This window comes from Halomonas sp. BN3-1, assembly GCF_003056325.1.
GTDB classification, from domain to species: Bacteria; Pseudomonadota; Gammaproteobacteria; order Pseudomonadales; family Halomonadaceae; genus Halomonas; species Halomonas litopenaei.
On sequence record NZ_PYVV01000005.1, the window covers coordinates 1 to 16,522 of the forward strand.

General features: G+C 65.3%; 15 protein-coding genes. 4 read left to right on the forward strand and 11 right to left on the reverse strand.

All coding sequences use genetic code 11. The features are described from left to right. Positions 1-491: hypothetical protein (locus C9F12_RS08245; RefSeq protein ID WP_162816415.1), on the reverse strand; the 491-nt coding region annotated here is incomplete at its 3' end. Between the two features lie 382 nt (positions 492-873). Then, positions 874-1,869, reverse strand: a complete 996-nt coding sequence (locus tag C9F12_RS08250; protein ID WP_108448553.1) for a LysR family transcriptional regulator — start codon at positions 1,867-1,869, stop codon at positions 874-876. Positions 1,870-2,507: 638 nt separating this feature from the next. Here C9F12_RS08250 and dctP point away from each other — a divergent pair. From dctP to C9F12_RS08270, 4 genes are read left to right on the forward strand one after another with little or no spacing between them, the layout of a single operon-like run. Beyond that, on the forward strand, positions 2,508-3,521 hold the full coding sequence (gene dctP, locus C9F12_RS08255) for a TRAP transporter substrate-binding protein DctP (protein WP_162816416.1): 1,014 nt from the start codon (positions 2,508-2,510) through the stop codon (positions 3,519-3,521). 13 nt (positions 3,522-3,534) lie between these two features. Then, positions 3,535-4,050, forward strand: coding sequence for a TRAP transporter small permease (locus C9F12_RS08260; RefSeq protein WP_108132011.1), 516 nt, complete (start codon positions 3,535-3,537; stop codon positions 4,048-4,050). A 3-nt stretch (positions 4,051-4,053) separates the two neighbouring features. After that, the gene (locus C9F12_RS08265; RefSeq protein ID WP_108132012.1) at positions 4,054-5,358 is read left to right on the forward strand and encodes a TRAP transporter large permease subunit; all 1,305 of its coding nucleotides are present in this window, start codon (positions 4,054-4,056) and stop codon (positions 5,356-5,358) included. Positions 5,359-5,369: 11 nt separating this feature from the next. Next, complete coding sequence (locus C9F12_RS08270; RefSeq protein ID WP_240184207.1) at positions 5,370-6,041, forward strand: RraA family protein; 672 nt, start codon at positions 5,370-5,372, stop codon at positions 6,039-6,041. Between the two features lie 289 nt (positions 6,042-6,330). Here C9F12_RS08270 and ahpF read toward each other — a convergent pair whose 3' ends face one another. From ahpF to C9F12_RS08315, 9 genes are all read right to left on the reverse strand, one after another. Further along, positions 6,331-7,887, reverse strand: coding sequence for an alkyl hydroperoxide reductase subunit F (ahpF, locus tag C9F12_RS08275; RefSeq protein ID WP_108448554.1), 1,557 nt, complete (start codon positions 7,885-7,887; stop codon positions 6,331-6,333). Between the two features lie 349 nt (positions 7,888-8,236). Next, on the reverse strand, positions 8,237-8,800 hold the full coding sequence (ahpC, locus tag C9F12_RS08280) for an alkyl hydroperoxide reductase subunit C (RefSeq protein WP_045992348.1): 564 nt from the start codon (positions 8,798-8,800) through the stop codon (positions 8,237-8,239). A gap of 221 nt (positions 8,801-9,021) precedes the next feature. Beyond that, complete coding sequence (locus tag C9F12_RS08285) at positions 9,022-9,723, reverse strand: RNA polymerase sigma factor FliA (RefSeq protein WP_108132021.1); 702 nt, start codon at positions 9,721-9,723, stop codon at positions 9,022-9,024. A gap of 22 nt (positions 9,724-9,745) precedes the next feature. Continuing rightward, entirely contained in the window at positions 9,746-10,180 is a 435-nt protein-coding gene (locus tag C9F12_RS08290; RefSeq protein ID WP_108448555.1) for a flagellar protein FlhE, read from the reverse strand. A 2-nt stretch (positions 10,181-10,182) separates the two neighbouring features. Next, positions 10,183-12,264: a flagellar biosynthesis protein FlhA gene (gene flhA / locus C9F12_RS08295; RefSeq protein WP_108448556.1), complete on the reverse strand. Its 2,082-nt coding sequence runs from the start codon at positions 12,262-12,264 to the stop codon at positions 10,183-10,185. A 79-nt stretch (positions 12,265-12,343) separates the two neighbouring features. Then, entirely contained in the window at positions 12,344-13,522 is a 1,179-nt protein-coding gene (gene flhB / locus C9F12_RS08300) for a flagellar biosynthesis protein FlhB (RefSeq protein ID WP_108448557.1), read from the reverse strand. 161 nt (positions 13,523-13,683) lie between these two features. Then, positions 13,684-14,346 (reverse strand): protein phosphatase CheZ, encoded by a 663-nt coding sequence (gene cheZ / locus C9F12_RS08305; RefSeq protein WP_108448558.1) that lies wholly within the window; start codon positions 14,344-14,346, stop codon positions 13,684-13,686. A gap of 26 nt (positions 14,347-14,372) precedes the next feature. Next, positions 14,373-14,762, reverse strand: coding sequence for a chemotaxis response regulator CheY (gene cheY / locus C9F12_RS08310; RefSeq protein WP_045992353.1), 390 nt, complete (start codon positions 14,760-14,762; stop codon positions 14,373-14,375). A gap of 41 nt (positions 14,763-14,803) precedes the next feature. Then, positions 14,804-16,522, reverse strand: coding sequence for a methyl-accepting chemotaxis protein (locus C9F12_RS08315; RefSeq protein WP_240184208.1), 1,719 nt, complete (start codon positions 16,520-16,522; stop codon positions 14,804-14,806).

Consider the following 16,522-nt stretch of genomic DNA (forward strand, 5'->3'; position numbering starts at 1 on the left):
TCGACGCCTTCACCGCGGGCAAACGCCTGTATGCCTTCGCGGATCCCCGCACGTGCAGGTCGGGAGGCGTTGCCAAAGGCGGGCACCAGACCGATGGCGTCGATCACCAGCACCGCCCAGAGCCAGATGTTCTGGTAGTTCGGCGTGCCGTCTGCGTCGTTGCCATCGAGGTCAACCACGTCGCGGGCGACGTCGCCGATGGCCATGACGTTACCGACCACCGGCAGCATGTAGGCGGCCTGGACGACCACGTCGAGTACCGTGACGGATCCCTCCTCCACGTCCATCATGATCACGGCTTCCGGGGTCTCGCCTTCGCTGTAGGGCTCGGCGGTGATCACCCGGCGATGGTTGAGCTGTTCCTTCAGGGGGATAAGGCCGCCTCCGTGCTCATCGGCGGTGAATTCGGTCGGCACGGCCGGGCGCTGGCCGGTGTCCGCGATGGCCTCGGTGGGGAAGGGCCGATGGCCGGGGATCATGCCGTCATCCATCCTCAGTGCCCTCCGGTCACGTTTGGCTGGTCGCCAGATGCCGATGGCAGCTCATGAGATGGTGATGAAGGAACGAGGGTAGATGGCACGGTGGATCCTCCCTGAACGACGCTGTGGTCCGACTCTGGAGGATCCTACTGGCGAGGCGAGGCCGGGACAGCAGGCGGAAGGTGCTTTCAGAGGGGGCTTACATCAGAAACATCCATGTCGTCCAAGATGTGCCGCAAAATGTCGAGTTCAGGCGTTATCGACGAGGGGCGGGTAAGGCGCGTTCTGGAGCAAACGCGAAACGACCCAGGAGACACTTGTGCAAAGAGTCTTGCTGGTGAATGGGGAGGACCGGCGACGTCGGTGTACCCGGCTCAGCTCCGATCCTCGTTCGTCAGGGCGTATCGTCAAAAGCGAGGGGCGCCTGGGCGGCGTCGGCCACGTCGATACCGGTGGTCAGGCGGTGCTCCATGGGCACCTTGGCCATGCAGGTGAGGAAGAACTCGATGAAGGTTGTCTCCGCCACGCTGGCGCGGCCTTCGCGGTGCCACATCAGGTGCAGGTCGATGTCGGCCACGCCGTCGTAGGGCGGCAGCGGCCACAGTTCGCCGTCCGCCACCTGCCGGGCCACCAGGTGCTCCGGCAGGCAGCCGATGCCCCAGCCCGCCATGACCATGCGCTGGATCTCCTGCAGACGACTGGACTGCCCCACCACCGGGCCCTTGAGGCCGTGCTGGGCGCGGAACACCGCCAGCGGCGACAGCACCCCGTCGAGCTGCTCGCTGCCAAAGGACACGTAGGCCTCCTGCTTGAGTTCTTCCATGGGCAGGCTGTCGCGGCCGAACAGGCGGTGGCTGCGCCCGCAGTACAGCCGATAGCGCTGGCGCGCCAGCACCTGGCTGTCGAGGTTGTCCGGGCAGCTCTGTGCCAGGCAGATACCCAGCGCGCTCTGGCGCTGTGACAGGGCGTGCTGCACCTCCTGGCTCGACATGTCCTCGATCTCGAAGGTGATCTGCGAATAGCGACGATGGAAGGCCGCCAGCACGCTGTCGAGAAAGCGACACTGGATACCGGTGATAAAGGCCAGCGAGACGTGGCCGGCCACCTCCGGGTCCGATTCCCCCACCGAGGCCGCCAGGCGTGCCACATTGGCGTAGATATCCACCGCCTCGCGGTACACCAGCTGACCCGCCTGGGTCACCCGAAAGCGATGGCTGTCGCGCTCGATCAGCTTCTGGCCCAGCCGTTCTTCCAGCCGTTTCAGCGACAGGCTCACCGCCGGCTGAGACAGGTACAGGCGCACCGCCGCCTTGCTCACGCTCTCTTCCTGCACGATGACGATAAAGGTTCGCAGCAGGTTCCAGTCCAGGGTGTCGTGAATCGGCCGCATCACCGGCTCCTTTCATTTCTGTCAGCAAGAGGCGCTCGTGGGGACGATCTGTCCTCGCCGAAGGCGCCCTGATGTTGGCCTGTGTATGGTTGGCCAAGCTGTTGTCAGAGAATACACCGTCGGCCGTTGCCGGGCATGGGTTACCTCCTGCCAGCTCCGGCCTGGTCGAGGGTAACCGGCCAGGCGAGTCGATCCCTTCTTGCTGGAAAGAGTTGTTCTTCTGCTGGAAGGTGGCCGATAGGGTGTCGAAATTGTCGCCTGTGGCAATAACGACGATGGAGCTGGGCGGGCGTCTATACGAAAGAGAGTGTTTTGTATAGGTCGTTGTATTATATAGTTTATCAGGCGTTATTGGGGTTTTGTCTCATCATGCTTGGCGTAAAATACTTCGAGATAATAGCCCTTTAATACGAGATTTTTCACAAGATAGTGCTCTTTATTTTTATGGTTTTTATATTTTCATTTTGTTGTATAAATTCTGTAAATTCTACATATTAAAAATCGAAAAACTCGATCGGTGCCTTTCCATTGACCCCGGTGTGTCGGCCTGACTAGATTGAAGTGGTATCGAAGATCCTTCTGCCGGACGCATCCCGCCTCGGCCACGGATGATAACAACCATAAACGCGAGGAAGACCATGAATCGCTCCCTGTCCCGACTCTCCCGCTCCATCCTGACCGTGTCCGCGCTGTCGCTGTCTGCCCTGTCACTGTCGGCGCTGTCACCCGATGCCCAGGCCACCGATCTGCGCATGCTGTCGAGCTACGACCTGACCTCGGCCTACACCCGCGAAGTCGCCCAGCGCTACATCGACAAGGTCCAGGGCGCCAGCGACGGCGAGGTCTCCATCAGCCTCAATGGCCCCGACGTGGTGCCGCCGTTCGAACAGCTGCAGCCGGTCTCGGTGGGGGTGTTCGATCTGCTCTACACCCACGGCGCCTACCACACCAACACCACCGGTGTCGGCGCGGCCATGGACGGGGTCTTCGTCGATCCTGCCAAGACCCGCGAGTCCGGCCTGTGGGACTTCATCGACAGCCACTACAACGAGCTCGGCCTGAAGCTGCTGGCGATTCCGCCGCTCGGCTCCAGCGGTTTCCAGTACGTGCTCAAGGAGCCCATCGAAGGCTCGCCGGGCCTCGAGGGACGTCGTCTGCGCGGCAGCCCCACCTACACCAACGTGACCCAGGGCCTGGGTGGCACGCCGGTGCTGATGTCCAGCGGCGACGTCTACTCCTCACTGGATCGTAACGTCATCGACGGCGCTGCCTGGGGCCTCAACGGCGTCGAGGATCTTGGCTGGCACGAGGTGGCGGGCTACTTCTCCAAGCCCACCTTCGGCCAGACCTATACCTACCTGCTGATGAACCTCGACACCTTCAATGGCCTCGACGAGCAGCAGCAGTCGGTGCTGCTGGCCCAGGGCGAGGCGCTGGAAAGCGAGATCGCCGGGGTGCTCGACGAACTGGCGGTCGAGGAATGGGCGCGCCTGCGGGAGCTCGGCATGCACGAAACCGAGTTCGCCCCGGAAGACGCCGAGCGTCTCGACGAACTGGTGACCGAAGGCATCTGGCAGCTCGGCCTCGACAAGTCGCCGGAGGCGGTGGCCAAGATGCGCGAGATCGCCGAAAGCAACGACATGACCCCCTGATCGGATCGCTCCCATGCTGGCTACCATTGCCCGTTGGCACGATGGCCTCACGCGATTCGGCTTCTACCTCGGCGGTGCCACCCTGTGTGGCATCGTCGTGTGTTTCTGGATCGAAGTGGTGGCCCGCTACTTCTTCAACGCCCCGACCCTGTGGTCGAGCTCCATCGTCGCCTACTGTCTGTGCCTGTCGGCCAGCCTGGCCATGCCGGAACTCGCCCGGACCCGTGGGCACATCGCCATCAGCGTGCTGCAGGACAGCCTGCCCGCCGCCCGTCGACAGGGCTTCGAGCGCTTCACCTCGCTGCTGACCGCGGCGGTGTGTGCGCTGGCAGCCTGGATGCTGATCAGCGAGAGCCTTCGCCAGTTGGCCAGCGGCACCACCACCGCTATGGGGCTCGATATCCCCAAGGTGTGGGTGTCGAGCTTTATTGGCTACGGCTTTTCCAATACCGCGCTGCACTTTCTGCGGCGCGCGCTGCTGCCCGCCACCGTCGAGTGGCCCAGCGACAGTCCACGGCAGGAGGCGTAGACGATGGAGTGGTATGTCACCCTGGGCCTGGCCGTCGCCCTGCTGATGGGGCTGTTCGCCCTAGGCGTGCCGGTGTTTGTGGCCTTTCTGGCGATCAACGTGGCCGGCACCTTCTGGCTGATGGGCAGCGCCGGCTTCGGCCTGTTTGCCAACAGCGTCTATGACACCGTCACCTCGGAGACGCTGACCACCATCGCGCTGTTCGTGCTGATGGGCGAGCTGCTGTTCCGATCGGGCTCCATCGACGTCATCTTCGATTCCCTCGACACCTTGATGGGGCGCATCAAGGGCCGCCTGTACTTCTTCGTGGTGGCCCTGTCGACGCTGTTCGGCGCGCTGTCCGGCTCGGCCCTGGCGGTGACCGCCATGCTCAGCCGCTCGGCGCTACCGACGATGCAGCAGCGTGGCTACGACGACCGTCTGTCGATCGGCCTGATCCTCGGCGGCGCCGGCCTTGCACCGATCATCCCGCCGAGCCTTCTGGTGATCATCATCGGCTCCATGGTCGACGTTTCCATCGCTCGCCTTTTGATCGCCGGCATCATTCCGGGCATGCTGCTGGCCGGGTTGTTCGTGACCTACGTGGTGGTGCGCATGATGCTGGACCCGTCGCGGGCACCGGCGGTGGACGACTCGGGCGGCGGCAACTGGCGCCAGCGCGGTCGAGCGCTGGCCAACATGGCGCCGTTCTCGATCATCATCTTCTCGGTGCTGGGGCTGATGATGCTGGGGGTGGCGACGCCGTCTGAGTCCGCCGCCACCGGTGTGCTCGGGGCCATTCTGGTGGCCTTCTACTACCGCAAGTTCAGCCTCAAGATGGCCGGACAGGCGCTGCTGTCGTCGCTGTCGATCAGCGCCATGATCATCACCATCCTGGCCTGCTCCAAGCTGTTCAGTCAGCTTCTGTCCTTTACCGGGGCCACCTCCGGGCTGGTGGCCGCCGCCACCGCCATGGACCTGGACACCGGCCTGATGCTGCTGCTGTTGATGCTGATCCCGCTTATCGCCTGCATGTTCATCGACCAGATCGCCTTCATGATGGTGGTCATCCCGATCTACGCCCCGCTGGTCAAGGCCTACGGGTTCGACCCGGTGTGGTTCTGGACGCTGTTTCTGATCAACCTGGCGGTGGGCAGTCTGACCCCGCCGTTCGGCTACAACCTGTTCGCGGTCAAGGGCGGGGCACCCTCGGTGTCGATGCCGACCATCTACGCCGCCGCCTGGCCGATCGTGCTGTGCTTCCTGTTCGGCATGCTGATGCTGTACTGGGTGCCGGGACTGATCACCTGGCTGCCGAGCCTGATATAAGGAAAAACGCTGTGTACACCATCGCCGACCTGCCCGCCCCGCTGGACCCCGCCCGCCATCAGCGCCTGCTCGAGTGCGAGACCGCCACCATCGGCCACTTCCGCGAAGAGGGCTTTATCGACCCCGAGATCCGCTGCCAGCTCGACGCGGTGCGGGTAGCCGGGGTCGCCGTGACCCTGTCGCTGCCGCCGGGAGACGGCACCCTGCTCAACCACGCCATGCGCCTTCTGCGTCCCGGCGATGTGCTGGTGATCGATCGCCAGGGCGATCGTCGTCACGCCTGCTGGGGCGGGGTGCTGACCGAGGTCGGCTCGCACCTGGGACTGGCCGGGGTGATCATCGACGGCACCGCCACCGACCTTGCGACCCTGCGCGCAAAGCGCTTCCCGGTGTGGAGCCGCGGCGTCTCGTCGCTGACCACCAAGCTCGACGACCAGGGCGGCGCCATGAACCTGCCGGTCAGCGTCGGTGGGGTGGTGGTGTCCGCCGGCGACGTGGTGCTGGCCGACGAGAACGGCGTGGTGGTGCTGCCACCGTCGGAGGTCGACGCGGTGATCGACCACACCCTGGAACTGCAGCGCCAGGAAGAACGCATCCTCGAGCGACTGGCCCAGGGGGAGTGCCTTCCGGACATCAGCGGAGCAAGTTCAATGGTGGAACGTCGACTGACGCCGTCGAACTGACATTGGTCTCTCCTGCACGACCAACAGGCCAAAAAAAACTGCCCCGAAGGGGGCGGCATGTGTCCTGTGTCGGGGATGCGCTGAAGTGATGTCGACCGTCGTCAAGCAGGGTGCCGTGACACACCATCGTGATGCTACGGCGTACTGGTGGACGGCGATCAATAACCAAAAAAAACCGCCCCGAAGGGCGGCAGGCTAGTCACGACCTTCCTGGTCGTGGACACCGCGGCCAGGGAAGCCAGACGGTGTCTTCAGGGAACACGGCTTTGTCGTGGTCGGGGGCTCGACCTTACTGACGAATCAAGTAGTCGAAGGCGCCGAGGGCGGCGGTGGCACCTGCCCCCACGGCGATGACGATCTGCTTGTAGGGCACGGTGGTGACGTCGCCGGCGGCGAAGATACCGGGGACCGAGGTCATGCCGTGGGCGTCGGTGATGATCTCGCCGCGTTCGGACAGCTCGATCGGCGAGTCCTTGAGCCATTCGGTGTTGGGCACCAGGCCGATCTGCACGAACACACCTTCCAGCTCGACCTGCTTGAGCTCGCCGCTGGCGCGCTCTTCATAGCTCAGGCCGGTGACGCGGTTGCCGTCGCCGTTGATCTCGGTGGTGCGGGCGCCGGAGATGATCTCGACGTTGGGCAGACTGCGCAGCTTCTTCTGCAGCACGGCGTCGGCACGCAGCTCGTCCATGAACTCGAACAGGGTCACGTGGGCGACGATGCCGGCCAGGTCGATGGCCGCCTCGACGCCGGAGTTGCCGCCGCCGATGACCGCGACGCGCTTGCCCTTGAACAGCGGGCCGTCGCAGTGCGGGCAGTAGGCCACGCCGCGGTTGCGGTATTCGGCCTCGCCGGGCACGTTCATCTCGCGCCAGCGGGCTCCGGTGGCCAGGATCAGCGTCTTGGCGCGCAGGCTGGCGCCGGAGGCGAAGCGCACCTCGTGCTCGCCGCCCGGCTCGCTTGACGGCACCAGAGCTTCTGCACGCTGCAGGTTCATGATGTCGACGTCGTACTGCTTGACGTGCTCTTCAAGCGCGGTGGCAAGCTTGGGCCCTTCGGTCTCCTGCACCGAGATGAAGTTCTCGATGGCCATGGTGTCGAGCACCTGGCCGCCGAAGCGCTCGGCGGCGACGCCGGTGCGGATACCCTTGCGCGCGGCATAGATGGAAGCGGCTGCGCCGGCGGGGCCGCCGCCGATGGTCAGCACCTCGAAGGACTCCTTGGCGCTGATCTTCTCGGCTTCACGCTTTTCGGCGCCGGTGTCGACCTTGGCCAGGATCTGCTCGAGGGTCATGCGGCCCTGGTCGAAGGGTTCGCCGTTGAGGTAGACACTCGGCACCGACATGATCTCGCGGGCCTCGACCTCGTCCTGGAACAGGGCGCCGTCGATGGCGTCGTGGGAGATCCGCGGATTGAGGATGGCCATCAGGTTCAGCGCCTGGACCACGTCCGGGCAGTTCTGGCAGGACAGCGAGAAGTAGGTCTCGAAGTGCATGTCCGCGTCCAGCGCCTGGATCTGTTCGATCACCTCGTCGCTGGCCTTGGGCGGATGCCCGCCGACCTGCAGAAGTGCCAGCACCAGCGAGGTGAACTCGTGGCCCATGGGGATGCCGGCGAACACCACCCCGGTGGGGGCGCCATCACGATAAAGGGCGAACGACGGTGTGCGTGCGTCCGTGCCTTCGGTGGACAGGCTGATGTGGTCGCTGAGCGCGGCGATGTCGCTGAGCAGACCGTGGAGTTCCCTGGACTTGTCGCCGTCATCGAGGGTGGCGACAAGCTCGAAGGGGCGAGTGACACGTTCGAGATAGGCTTTCAGCTGTTGCTTGAGAGAGTCGTCCAACATGACAGCGGCAATCCTGATAAAAATCGGAAAATGGTGGTCTGCGGCTGGGGGCGTAGTGCCGGTATCGGCGACTGGCCGATCATTGGGCCGCAGAATCCCCACCGGGCCCCTCAATCACTGAAGAGGGCCCGATCTCGCATAAGCGACTGGTAGGACGACCGAGACGAACGACCCGGTGGGGAAAAGGGTGTCACCTCAGGGGTGACGGGCGCCTCTGGCGAGGCGCCGTGACTGCGACAAGGGAAATTTAGGCTGAGTCAGCCAGCCTTGGCGCAGTCACATCTTGCTCAAGACACTTTCGGTCAAGTGTCAGATCTGGCGGACAAGTGTCAGATCTTGCGGACAAGGCTTAGATCTTGCCGACGAGGTCCAGTGACGGCGCCAGGGTCTCTTCGCCTTCCTTCCACTTGGCCGGGCACACCTCGTTGGGGTGGGCGGCGACGTACTGGGCAGCCTTGACCTTGCGCAGCAGCTCTTCGGCGTTGCGGCCGATGTTGCCGGCGTTGATCTCGACGATCTGGATCTTGCCCTCGGGGTCGATGACGAAGGTGCCACGCTCGGCCAGGCCGTCTTCCTCGATCAGCACCTCGAAGTTACGCGAGATGGTCAGGGTCGGGTCGGCGATCATCGGGAACTGCAGCTTGCCGATGGTCTCGGAGCTGTCGTGCCAGGCCTTGTGGGTGAAGTGGGTGTCGGTGGAGACGCTGTAGATCTCGACGCCCAGCTTCTTGAACTCTTCGTAGTTGTCCGCCAGGTCACCAAGCTCGGTCGGGCAGACGAAGGTGAAGTCGGCCGGGTAGAAGAAGACGATGCTCCACTGGCCTTTCATGTCGTCGCTAGAGACGTCGACGAACTCGCCGTTGTGGTAAGCGGTGGCCTTGAACGGCTTGACTTCGGTGTTGATCAGGGACATTCCCGTCTCCTTTGAGCGATGGGTGTGTTGTCTGAAGACAGGGCTCACCTTACGCAGAAACGAGCAATTGGATAAATTGAATGGTCCGATAATCCTGATAAGAGATGGCTATGGGGTGGCTGTTCCCTCTAGTCGGCCGCTCTTTCTAACCTGCCGTTTTGCCGGTGGTTTTCTTCTTTCGCTTTCTTCTTTCGCTTTCTTCGCTGAGTTGTCGGAGCGGCTCAGTGCTCGCTTAATCGCGCGCGCAGTCGGCTCACCGCCTGGCTATGGATCTGGCACACCCGGGACTCGCTGACTCCCAGCACGGCGCCGATCTCCTTGAGGTTGAGCTCCTCCTGGTAGTAGAGCGCCATCAGCAGTTTTTCCCGCTCGGGCAGCTCGGCGATGGCGGCGACCAGCGCCTCGCGGCGTTCGCCGTCGAGCAGTTCGGCCAGCGGCGCCATGCCGATCTGGTCGCTGAAGCGATGCTCGTTGCCTTCGGCGAGCAATTCCTCGAAGGGCATCAGCTGGCCATTGTTGACGTCGCTCAACAGGCGTCGGTAGCTGACCAGGTCCATGTCCAGCGCCTCGGCGATCTCGTGTTCCTCCGGGGGGCGGCCGAGGCGCTGCTGCAGCTCGCGGGTGGCCTCGTCCAGTGCCCGGGCCTGGCGGCGTACGCTGCGCGGTAGCCAGTCGCGGCTGCGCAGTTCGTCGAGCATGGCGCCGCGCACCCGCTGGCTGGCGAAGGTCGTGAACTGGGCGCCCTGGCTTGCATCGAAGCGCCCCAGCGCCTCCAGCAGGCCGACGATGCCGGCCTGGATCAGGTCGTCCAGGTCGACCCCGGCGGGCAGCTTGACCTGCAGCGCCAGGGCCTGGCGACGCACCATGGGGAGGTAGGCTTCGAGCTGGGACTGATGCTCCATTCTGCCTTGTGCGGTGTACATGGCACTTTCCTCTGGGACAGCCTCAACGGTGGTTGACGATCACGCTCATGCCGTCGACAACGAGCGGCGACTCACCATCCAGGAGACGAAAACGAAAGACGAAGTGGCCGGCGGCGTCGAGGCCGGCGAAGTGTTCGGTGCTGCCGTGGGCGGCCTTCAGGCGCAGGCAGCGCTGTCCATGGCACAGGCGACCCTGCAGGCGGGCGCCAGGCGCTGTGCGATAGCGCCACACCACCCGCTCGATCACGCCCTCGACGCTGGCGGAGGGCGGCGTCAGCGGTCGCGACGACTGGTCGAGCTGGCTCGAGGCGACGGTCATGCGCGGGGCGTTGGCGGTCCAGGCACCGGGGAAGCCCTGGGCGCCGCTGGCGATCAGCCACAGCGCCAGCAGGGAGAGTGCCGCCAGGCGTCTCGGCGCACACTGGGTTCTCCGGGCAAGGATCAAGGCTGGGAGCATGGTCACATCCCCCCGACCTGATGGGTGACGCGCAGCATGCGGTCGTCGGGGATCTCGGCCTGGGACATCACCACCAGGTGGCGCAGACGGCGGCGCAGGAAGCGTGCCAGTACCGGGCGCAGGCTCGGGGTGACCACCAGCACCGGCGGCTCGCCGGTGGCCTCGTGGCGGCCCAGCGCCGCCTCGGTCTGGTCCATCAGGGTCTGGGCCAGGCCCGGCTCCAGGGCGCCGTTGCCGTTCATGGCCTGGTGCAGCACCTGTTCGAGCTGGGGCTCGAGGCCGATGACGTTGAGCGATTCCTGGCCGGCGAACCACTGCTGGGTGATGGCGCGGCCGAGCGCGATGCGCACCAGCGCGGTCAGCTCGCTGGGGTCCTGCTGATGGGGCGCGTGCTCGGCCAGGGTATCGAGGATGGTGCGCAGATCGCGGATCGACACGTCCTCGTCCAGCAACTGCTGCAGCACCCGGGTGAAGGCGGTCAGCGACAGCGCCTTGGGCACCACCTCCTCGACCAGCGACTTCTGCTCTGCGCTGAGCTTGTCGAGCAGCTTCTGGACCTCCTGGCGCCCCAGCATCTCGGAGGCGTGGCGGTGCAGCAGGTGGTTCAGGTGGGTGGCGACCACGGTGCTGGCGTCGACCACGGTGTAGCCGTAGACCTGGGCGCGTTCGCGCTGGCTGGCGTCGATCCATACCGCCGGCAGGCCGAAGGCCGGGTCCTGGGTCGGGGTGCCGTCCAGCTCGCCGGACACCTGGCCGGGATCGATGGCCAGCCAGCGCCCGGGCCAGGCCTCGGCGCGGCCGATCTCGGCGCCCTTCAGGGTGACCCGGTAGGTGGAGGCGTCCAGCTCCAGGTTGTCGCGGATATGCACCACCGGTGGCAGGAAGCCGACCTCCTGGGCGAACTTCTTGCGCACGCTCTTGATCCGACCAAGCAGCTCGCCCTGCTGGCGTGCGTCGACCAGCGGAATCAGCCGGTGGCCGACCTCCAGGCCCAGGGTATCGACCAGCTGGACGTCGTCCCAGCTCGCCTCCGGGGCTTCCGGGGGTGGCGCCGGGGCGGCGCTTTCCTGCTCTTCGACCAGGCGCTTCTCGGACTGGCGGGTCAGCCACCAGGCCAGGGTCCCCAGCAGCACGGTAAACAGCAGGAACACCAGATTGGGCATGCCCGGCACCAGGCCCAGCAGGCCCATCACCCCGGCCGCCAGGATCAGCACCTTGGGATTGACGAACAGCTGGCTGATCATCTGCTGGCCGACGTCCTGATCGGTGTTGACCCGGGACACCGTGACGCCGGCGGCGGTGGAGATCACCAGCGCCGGGATCTGGGCCACCAGTCCGTCGCCGATGGTCAGCAGGATGTAGGTGCGGGCGGCGTCGGAGAAGGCCATGTCGTACTGCATCAGGCCGATCATCAGCCCGCCCAGCACGTTGACCACCATGATGATCAGGCCGGCCATGGCGTCGCCACGAACGAACTTGCTGGCGCCGTCCATGGAACCGTAGAAGTCGGCCTCCTGGGCCACCTCGGCGCGCCGTCGCTTGGCGTCTTCCTCGCCGATAAGACCGGCGTTGAGGTCGGCGTCGATGGCCATCTGCTTGCCCGGCATGGCGTCGAGCATGAAGCGTGCGCCCACTTCGGCGATACGCCCGGCGCCCTTGGTGATGACCATGAAGTTGATGATCACCAGGATCAAGAACACCACCAGACCCACCGCGAAGTTGCCGCCGACCAGAAACTGGCCGAAGGCCTCGATGACCTTGCCGGCGGCGTCGCCGCCTTCGTGGCCATTCATCAGCACCACCCGGGTGGAGGCCACGTTGAGCGATAGCCGCAGAAGGGTGGTGAACAGCAGCACCGCAGGGAAGGCGGCGAAGTCCAGCGGCTTTTCGGTGAACATGCTGACCAGCAGCACCATCACCGCCAGGGCGATGTTGAAGGTAAACAGCACATCCAGGGCGAAGGGCGGCAGCGGCAGGATCATCATCGCCAGGATCATGATGATCAACAGCGGGCCGGCCAGCACCTTCATCGGGATCTCGGCCATCCAGTCGCGGCGGGTCAGGTACTGGGACAACGGCTTCATCCGTGGTCTCCCCCTGAGCCAGGATAGCGGCAAGCGCCGAGGCCTGAGTTGGCGATGGCGCTGTGGTCAGGCGCTGGGGTCATGGTTGTCTCTCGTCTGCTGTCACATTGCGCTCTGGCGTGGAGGCGGCCACGGCCAGTTCGGCGGGCACCTGGATGGATTCTGGGGCGGGCGGCGGTGTCTCGCCTTCGCTGGCGGCGCGTTTGATGCCGAAGGCCCAGGCCAGCACCTCGGCCACCGCGGTGTAGAGCTCCATGGGAATCTCGCGATCCAGGTCCACGTGGCGGTACAGGGTGCGCGCCAGGGGCGGCGCCTCGAGCAGTGGCACGCCGGCCTCACCGGCCAGCTCGCGGATGCGCGCGGCCACCGCGTCGGCGCCCTTGGCGACGACCCGTGGTGCGCCCATGCTGCCTTCGCGGTAGCTCAGCGCCACCGCGTAGTGGGTGGGGTTGGTGACCACCACGTCGGCGTCGGGCACCTGGCTCATCATGCGGCCTCGGGCCATGGCCTGCTGCTGCTGGCGGATGCGGCCCTTGACCTGGGGGTCGCCCTCGGACTCCTTGTGCTCCTGCTTGATCTCTTCCTTGCTCATGCGCAGCTTCTTGGCGTGGCTCCATAGCTGGTAGGGCACGTCGATCAGGATCACCACCACCAGGGTCAGCACCATCAGCGCGCTGGCCTCGGCGGCCAGCTTCATCGATGCCGCCAGCGCCGCGGCGATGGGCAATTCCATCAGGCTCAGCGCCTCGCCCCGATGCAGGTAGACGAAGCCCAGGCCGACCCCGCCCACCAGCACCGACTTGGCGATGGCCTTGCCCAGCTCCGCCAGGGCGTGGGTGGAGAACATGCGCTTGAGGCCCTTGATCGGGTTCAGCTTCGACGCCTGGGGCTTGAGTGCCTTGGCCGATACCAGCCAGCCGCCGAGCAGCGCCGGCGCCACCAGCGCGATCAGGGTCAGCAGCAGAAACAGCGGAATCAGGCTAAGCAGGGTGCGACTGCCCAGGTCCAGCGCCTGGGACAGCATCGGCATGGTCTCCATGGCCTCGCGGCGCTCGAACAGGAAGGCCTGCTCCATCACGCTGCCCAGCTGGCCGTAGAGCATGGCACCCATTGACCACAGCCCGACCACGCCGCCGAGCAGCAGCATGAAGGTGGCGAGTTCCCGCGAACGCGCTACCTGGCCTTCCTCGCGCGCCTTCTCAAGGCGTCGCGGGGTGGCCTCTTCGGTCTTTTCCTGATCGCTGGAGCTGTCGGCCATGGGGGATCAACGGGCACAAGTTCTGGTATGGCCCATTGTCCCTTGGGCAGGCCAGTTCAAAGGCCCGAAAAGGTGACGAGAAAGAGGGCTTACCCCCTGATGGGGGAAGCCCTGTCTGATCCCGGGAAGGGATGGTAGGCGCGCGGCCCTCTGCGAGGCGGCTAGAAACCCAGTTCGTCGAGCAGGTCGTCGACCTGATCCTGGCTCGCCACCACGTCGCTGCTCTCAGGCTTGACCTGGGGGCCGTTGAGCAACGAATCCTCGTTGCGCCGGCGCAGGCTGTCACGGGCTTCGCTCTCGGGCACGCTGTCGATCAGCACCTGCACCAGCTGGTCCTCGATCTCGCGGATGACGTCCATCATGCGCTTGATCACCTGGCCGGTCAGGTCCTGGAAGTCCTGGGCCATCAGGATCTCCAGCAACTCCTTCTGGGTGGCCTGGGTGTTCTCCGGCACCATCGTCAGGTAGGCACGGGTGTCGCTGACCAGGTCGCGGGCCTCGTCGAGCTCCTTGGGGGCGTCGAACCACTGCTGCCAGCGATCGTCCAGCGCCTTGGCGTGTTCGCTCAGACTATCCTGCAGCGGCTGGGCGCGGTCGATGGCGTTGAGCGAGCGTTCTGCCGCCTGTTCGGTCATGGTGGCAACGTAGCTAAGGCGGTCACGGGCGTCGGGGATGGCCTCTGCGGCCTTTTCGATCTCCTTGTCCAGGCCCAGCTCGCGCATGCTTTCACGCAGCATGCGGGTCAGTTGGCCGATGCGCTGGACCAGGTCGTCGCCCTGGACGTTGGGCCCGGGGGCGGCGCTGGCGATCTGCTGTTGTGTCATCGTTGTCTCCTCGTGGCGCCAGGGCGTCACATACCGAGCTTTTCGAAGATCTTGTTGAGTTTTTCTTCGAGGGTGGCGGCGGTGAACGGCTTGACCACGTAACCGTTGGCGCCGGCTTGCGCCGCGGCGATGATGTTTTCCTTCTTGGCCTCGGCGGTCACCATCAGGACCGGCAGTGACTTCAGGGCATCGTCGCCACGGATGGCCTTGAGCATCTCCAGGCCGTCCAGGTTGGGCATGTTCCAGTCGGAGACCACGAAGTCGAAACCGCCTTCACGCAGTTTTGCCAGGCCGTCCTGGCCGTCCTCGGCCTCTTCCACATTGGTGAAGCCCAGCTCCTTGAGCAGGCTGCGCACGATGCGGCGCATGGTGGGAAAGTCGTCCACCACCAGGATGCGCATGTTCTTGTCGGCCATTGATACGGGTCCTCGTCGTCGTTATCGCTTGGGGTGGAGGCCTAGAAGGCCTCCCATTCGGTTTCGTCGTGTCGCTGGCTCGCGCGGGCCTCGGGCTCGCGGCGACCATCGCTGCTGTCTGTGCTGCGGCCATCGTCATCGAGGTCGTCAGGGACGCTGCCGGTGCTCGCGGTCAGCGACTGCCCCGGCGCGCTTGCCAGCGCCACGGGGCTATCTGTCTCGAGCCCTGCTGGCAGGCGGAACACCTCCACCTCGGCGGCCAGCTGGCGCGCCTGCAGTGCCAGGTCTTCGGCGGCGCGTGACACCTGCTGCACCAGCGAGGCGTTCTGCTGGGTGGTCTGGTCCATCTGTACTACCGCCTGGCCGATCTGTCCGATGCCGTCGCTCTGCTCGCGGGAGGCCACGGCGATCTCGTCGACGATGTCGAGCACCCGGCGCACCGAGCTGACCACCTCTGCCATGGTCTCGCCGGCCTGGCGGGCGAGTCGGGTACCACCGTCGACGCGGCTGGTGGAGGTCTCGATCAACGACTTGATGCGACCGGCGGCCTCGGCGCTGCGACTGGCCAGGCTGCGGACCTCGCCGGCGACCACCGCGAAGCCGCGGCCCTGTTCGCCGGCCCGTGCCGCCTCCACCGAGGCGTTGAGCGCCAGGATGTTGGTCTGAAAGGCGATGGCGTCGATCATCCCGGTGATCTCGCTGATCTGGCGCGAGTCCTGGCTGATGGTTTCCATGGTCTCCACCACCTGGCTGACCACCTGGCCGCCCTGCTCGGCGGTGGTTGAAGCCTGGCTTGCCAAATGGCGTGCCTGGCCGGCGTTGTCGGCGTTCTGGGACACCGTGGTGGTGAGCTGCTCCATGCTGGCGGCGGTCTGTTCGATGGAGGCCGCCTGCTGTTCGGTGCGGGTCGCCAGATCGACATTGCCCGAGGCGATCTCGTGGCTGCCGCTGGCCATGCGGGTGCCGCCCCGGCGAACCTCGCTGACGGTCTGGCCAAGCTTGTGCTGCATTTCCTGCATGGCGCGAAATAGCTGGCTGATCTCGTTGTCGCCCCGCACCTGGATCGGTCGCGACAGGTCGGCGTGGGCGATGGCGTCCAGGCTCTCCACCGCCCGTGCCAGCGGCTTGATCACCAGGCTTTTCAACAGCAGGTAGGCGCCGGCGATGGCCAGCAGGATCATCGCCAGGGCCGCCAGCTCCAGCCCGCGGTCAAGGCGTGACTGACGTTCGAAGTCGCTGACGATGGTGTTGCCGCGGGCGTCGGCGTAGCTGCTGAACGCATCGAGTGCCTGGTTGAGCTCGGCAAGTTCGGGGGCAAGCGCCAGGCTACCGGCCTCGAAGCCTTCGCTGTCGCCATCGCGCAGTGCCTCGATCAGCTTGACGGCGCCGTCCATGACCACCGGGTAGCGGTCCTCGATGCGCCCGCCGACGGCCTCGCCCTGGGGGGTGCGGGGGACGGCGGCGAAACGGTCGAAGTGGGACTCGGCACTGACGATCAGCTCCTGGGCCTTGTCCAGTCGATCCAGTTGCTGGCTGGTGGCGGCGACCTCGATCTCCAGCAGTGCCTCGTTGAGCAGGGCGTCACCGCGATTGACCGCGTTGAGCTGCTCGACGTTGATGCGGTTGAGCAGCGACAGGGTGTCGGCAGCCTTGTGACTGCTCAGCATGCCGATCCCCAGGCCGATGACCGAGGCGACCAGCAGGCTGGCCAGCATCACGATCATCAGGGTGTGCAGGCGAATATTGCGTAGTAGTGACAC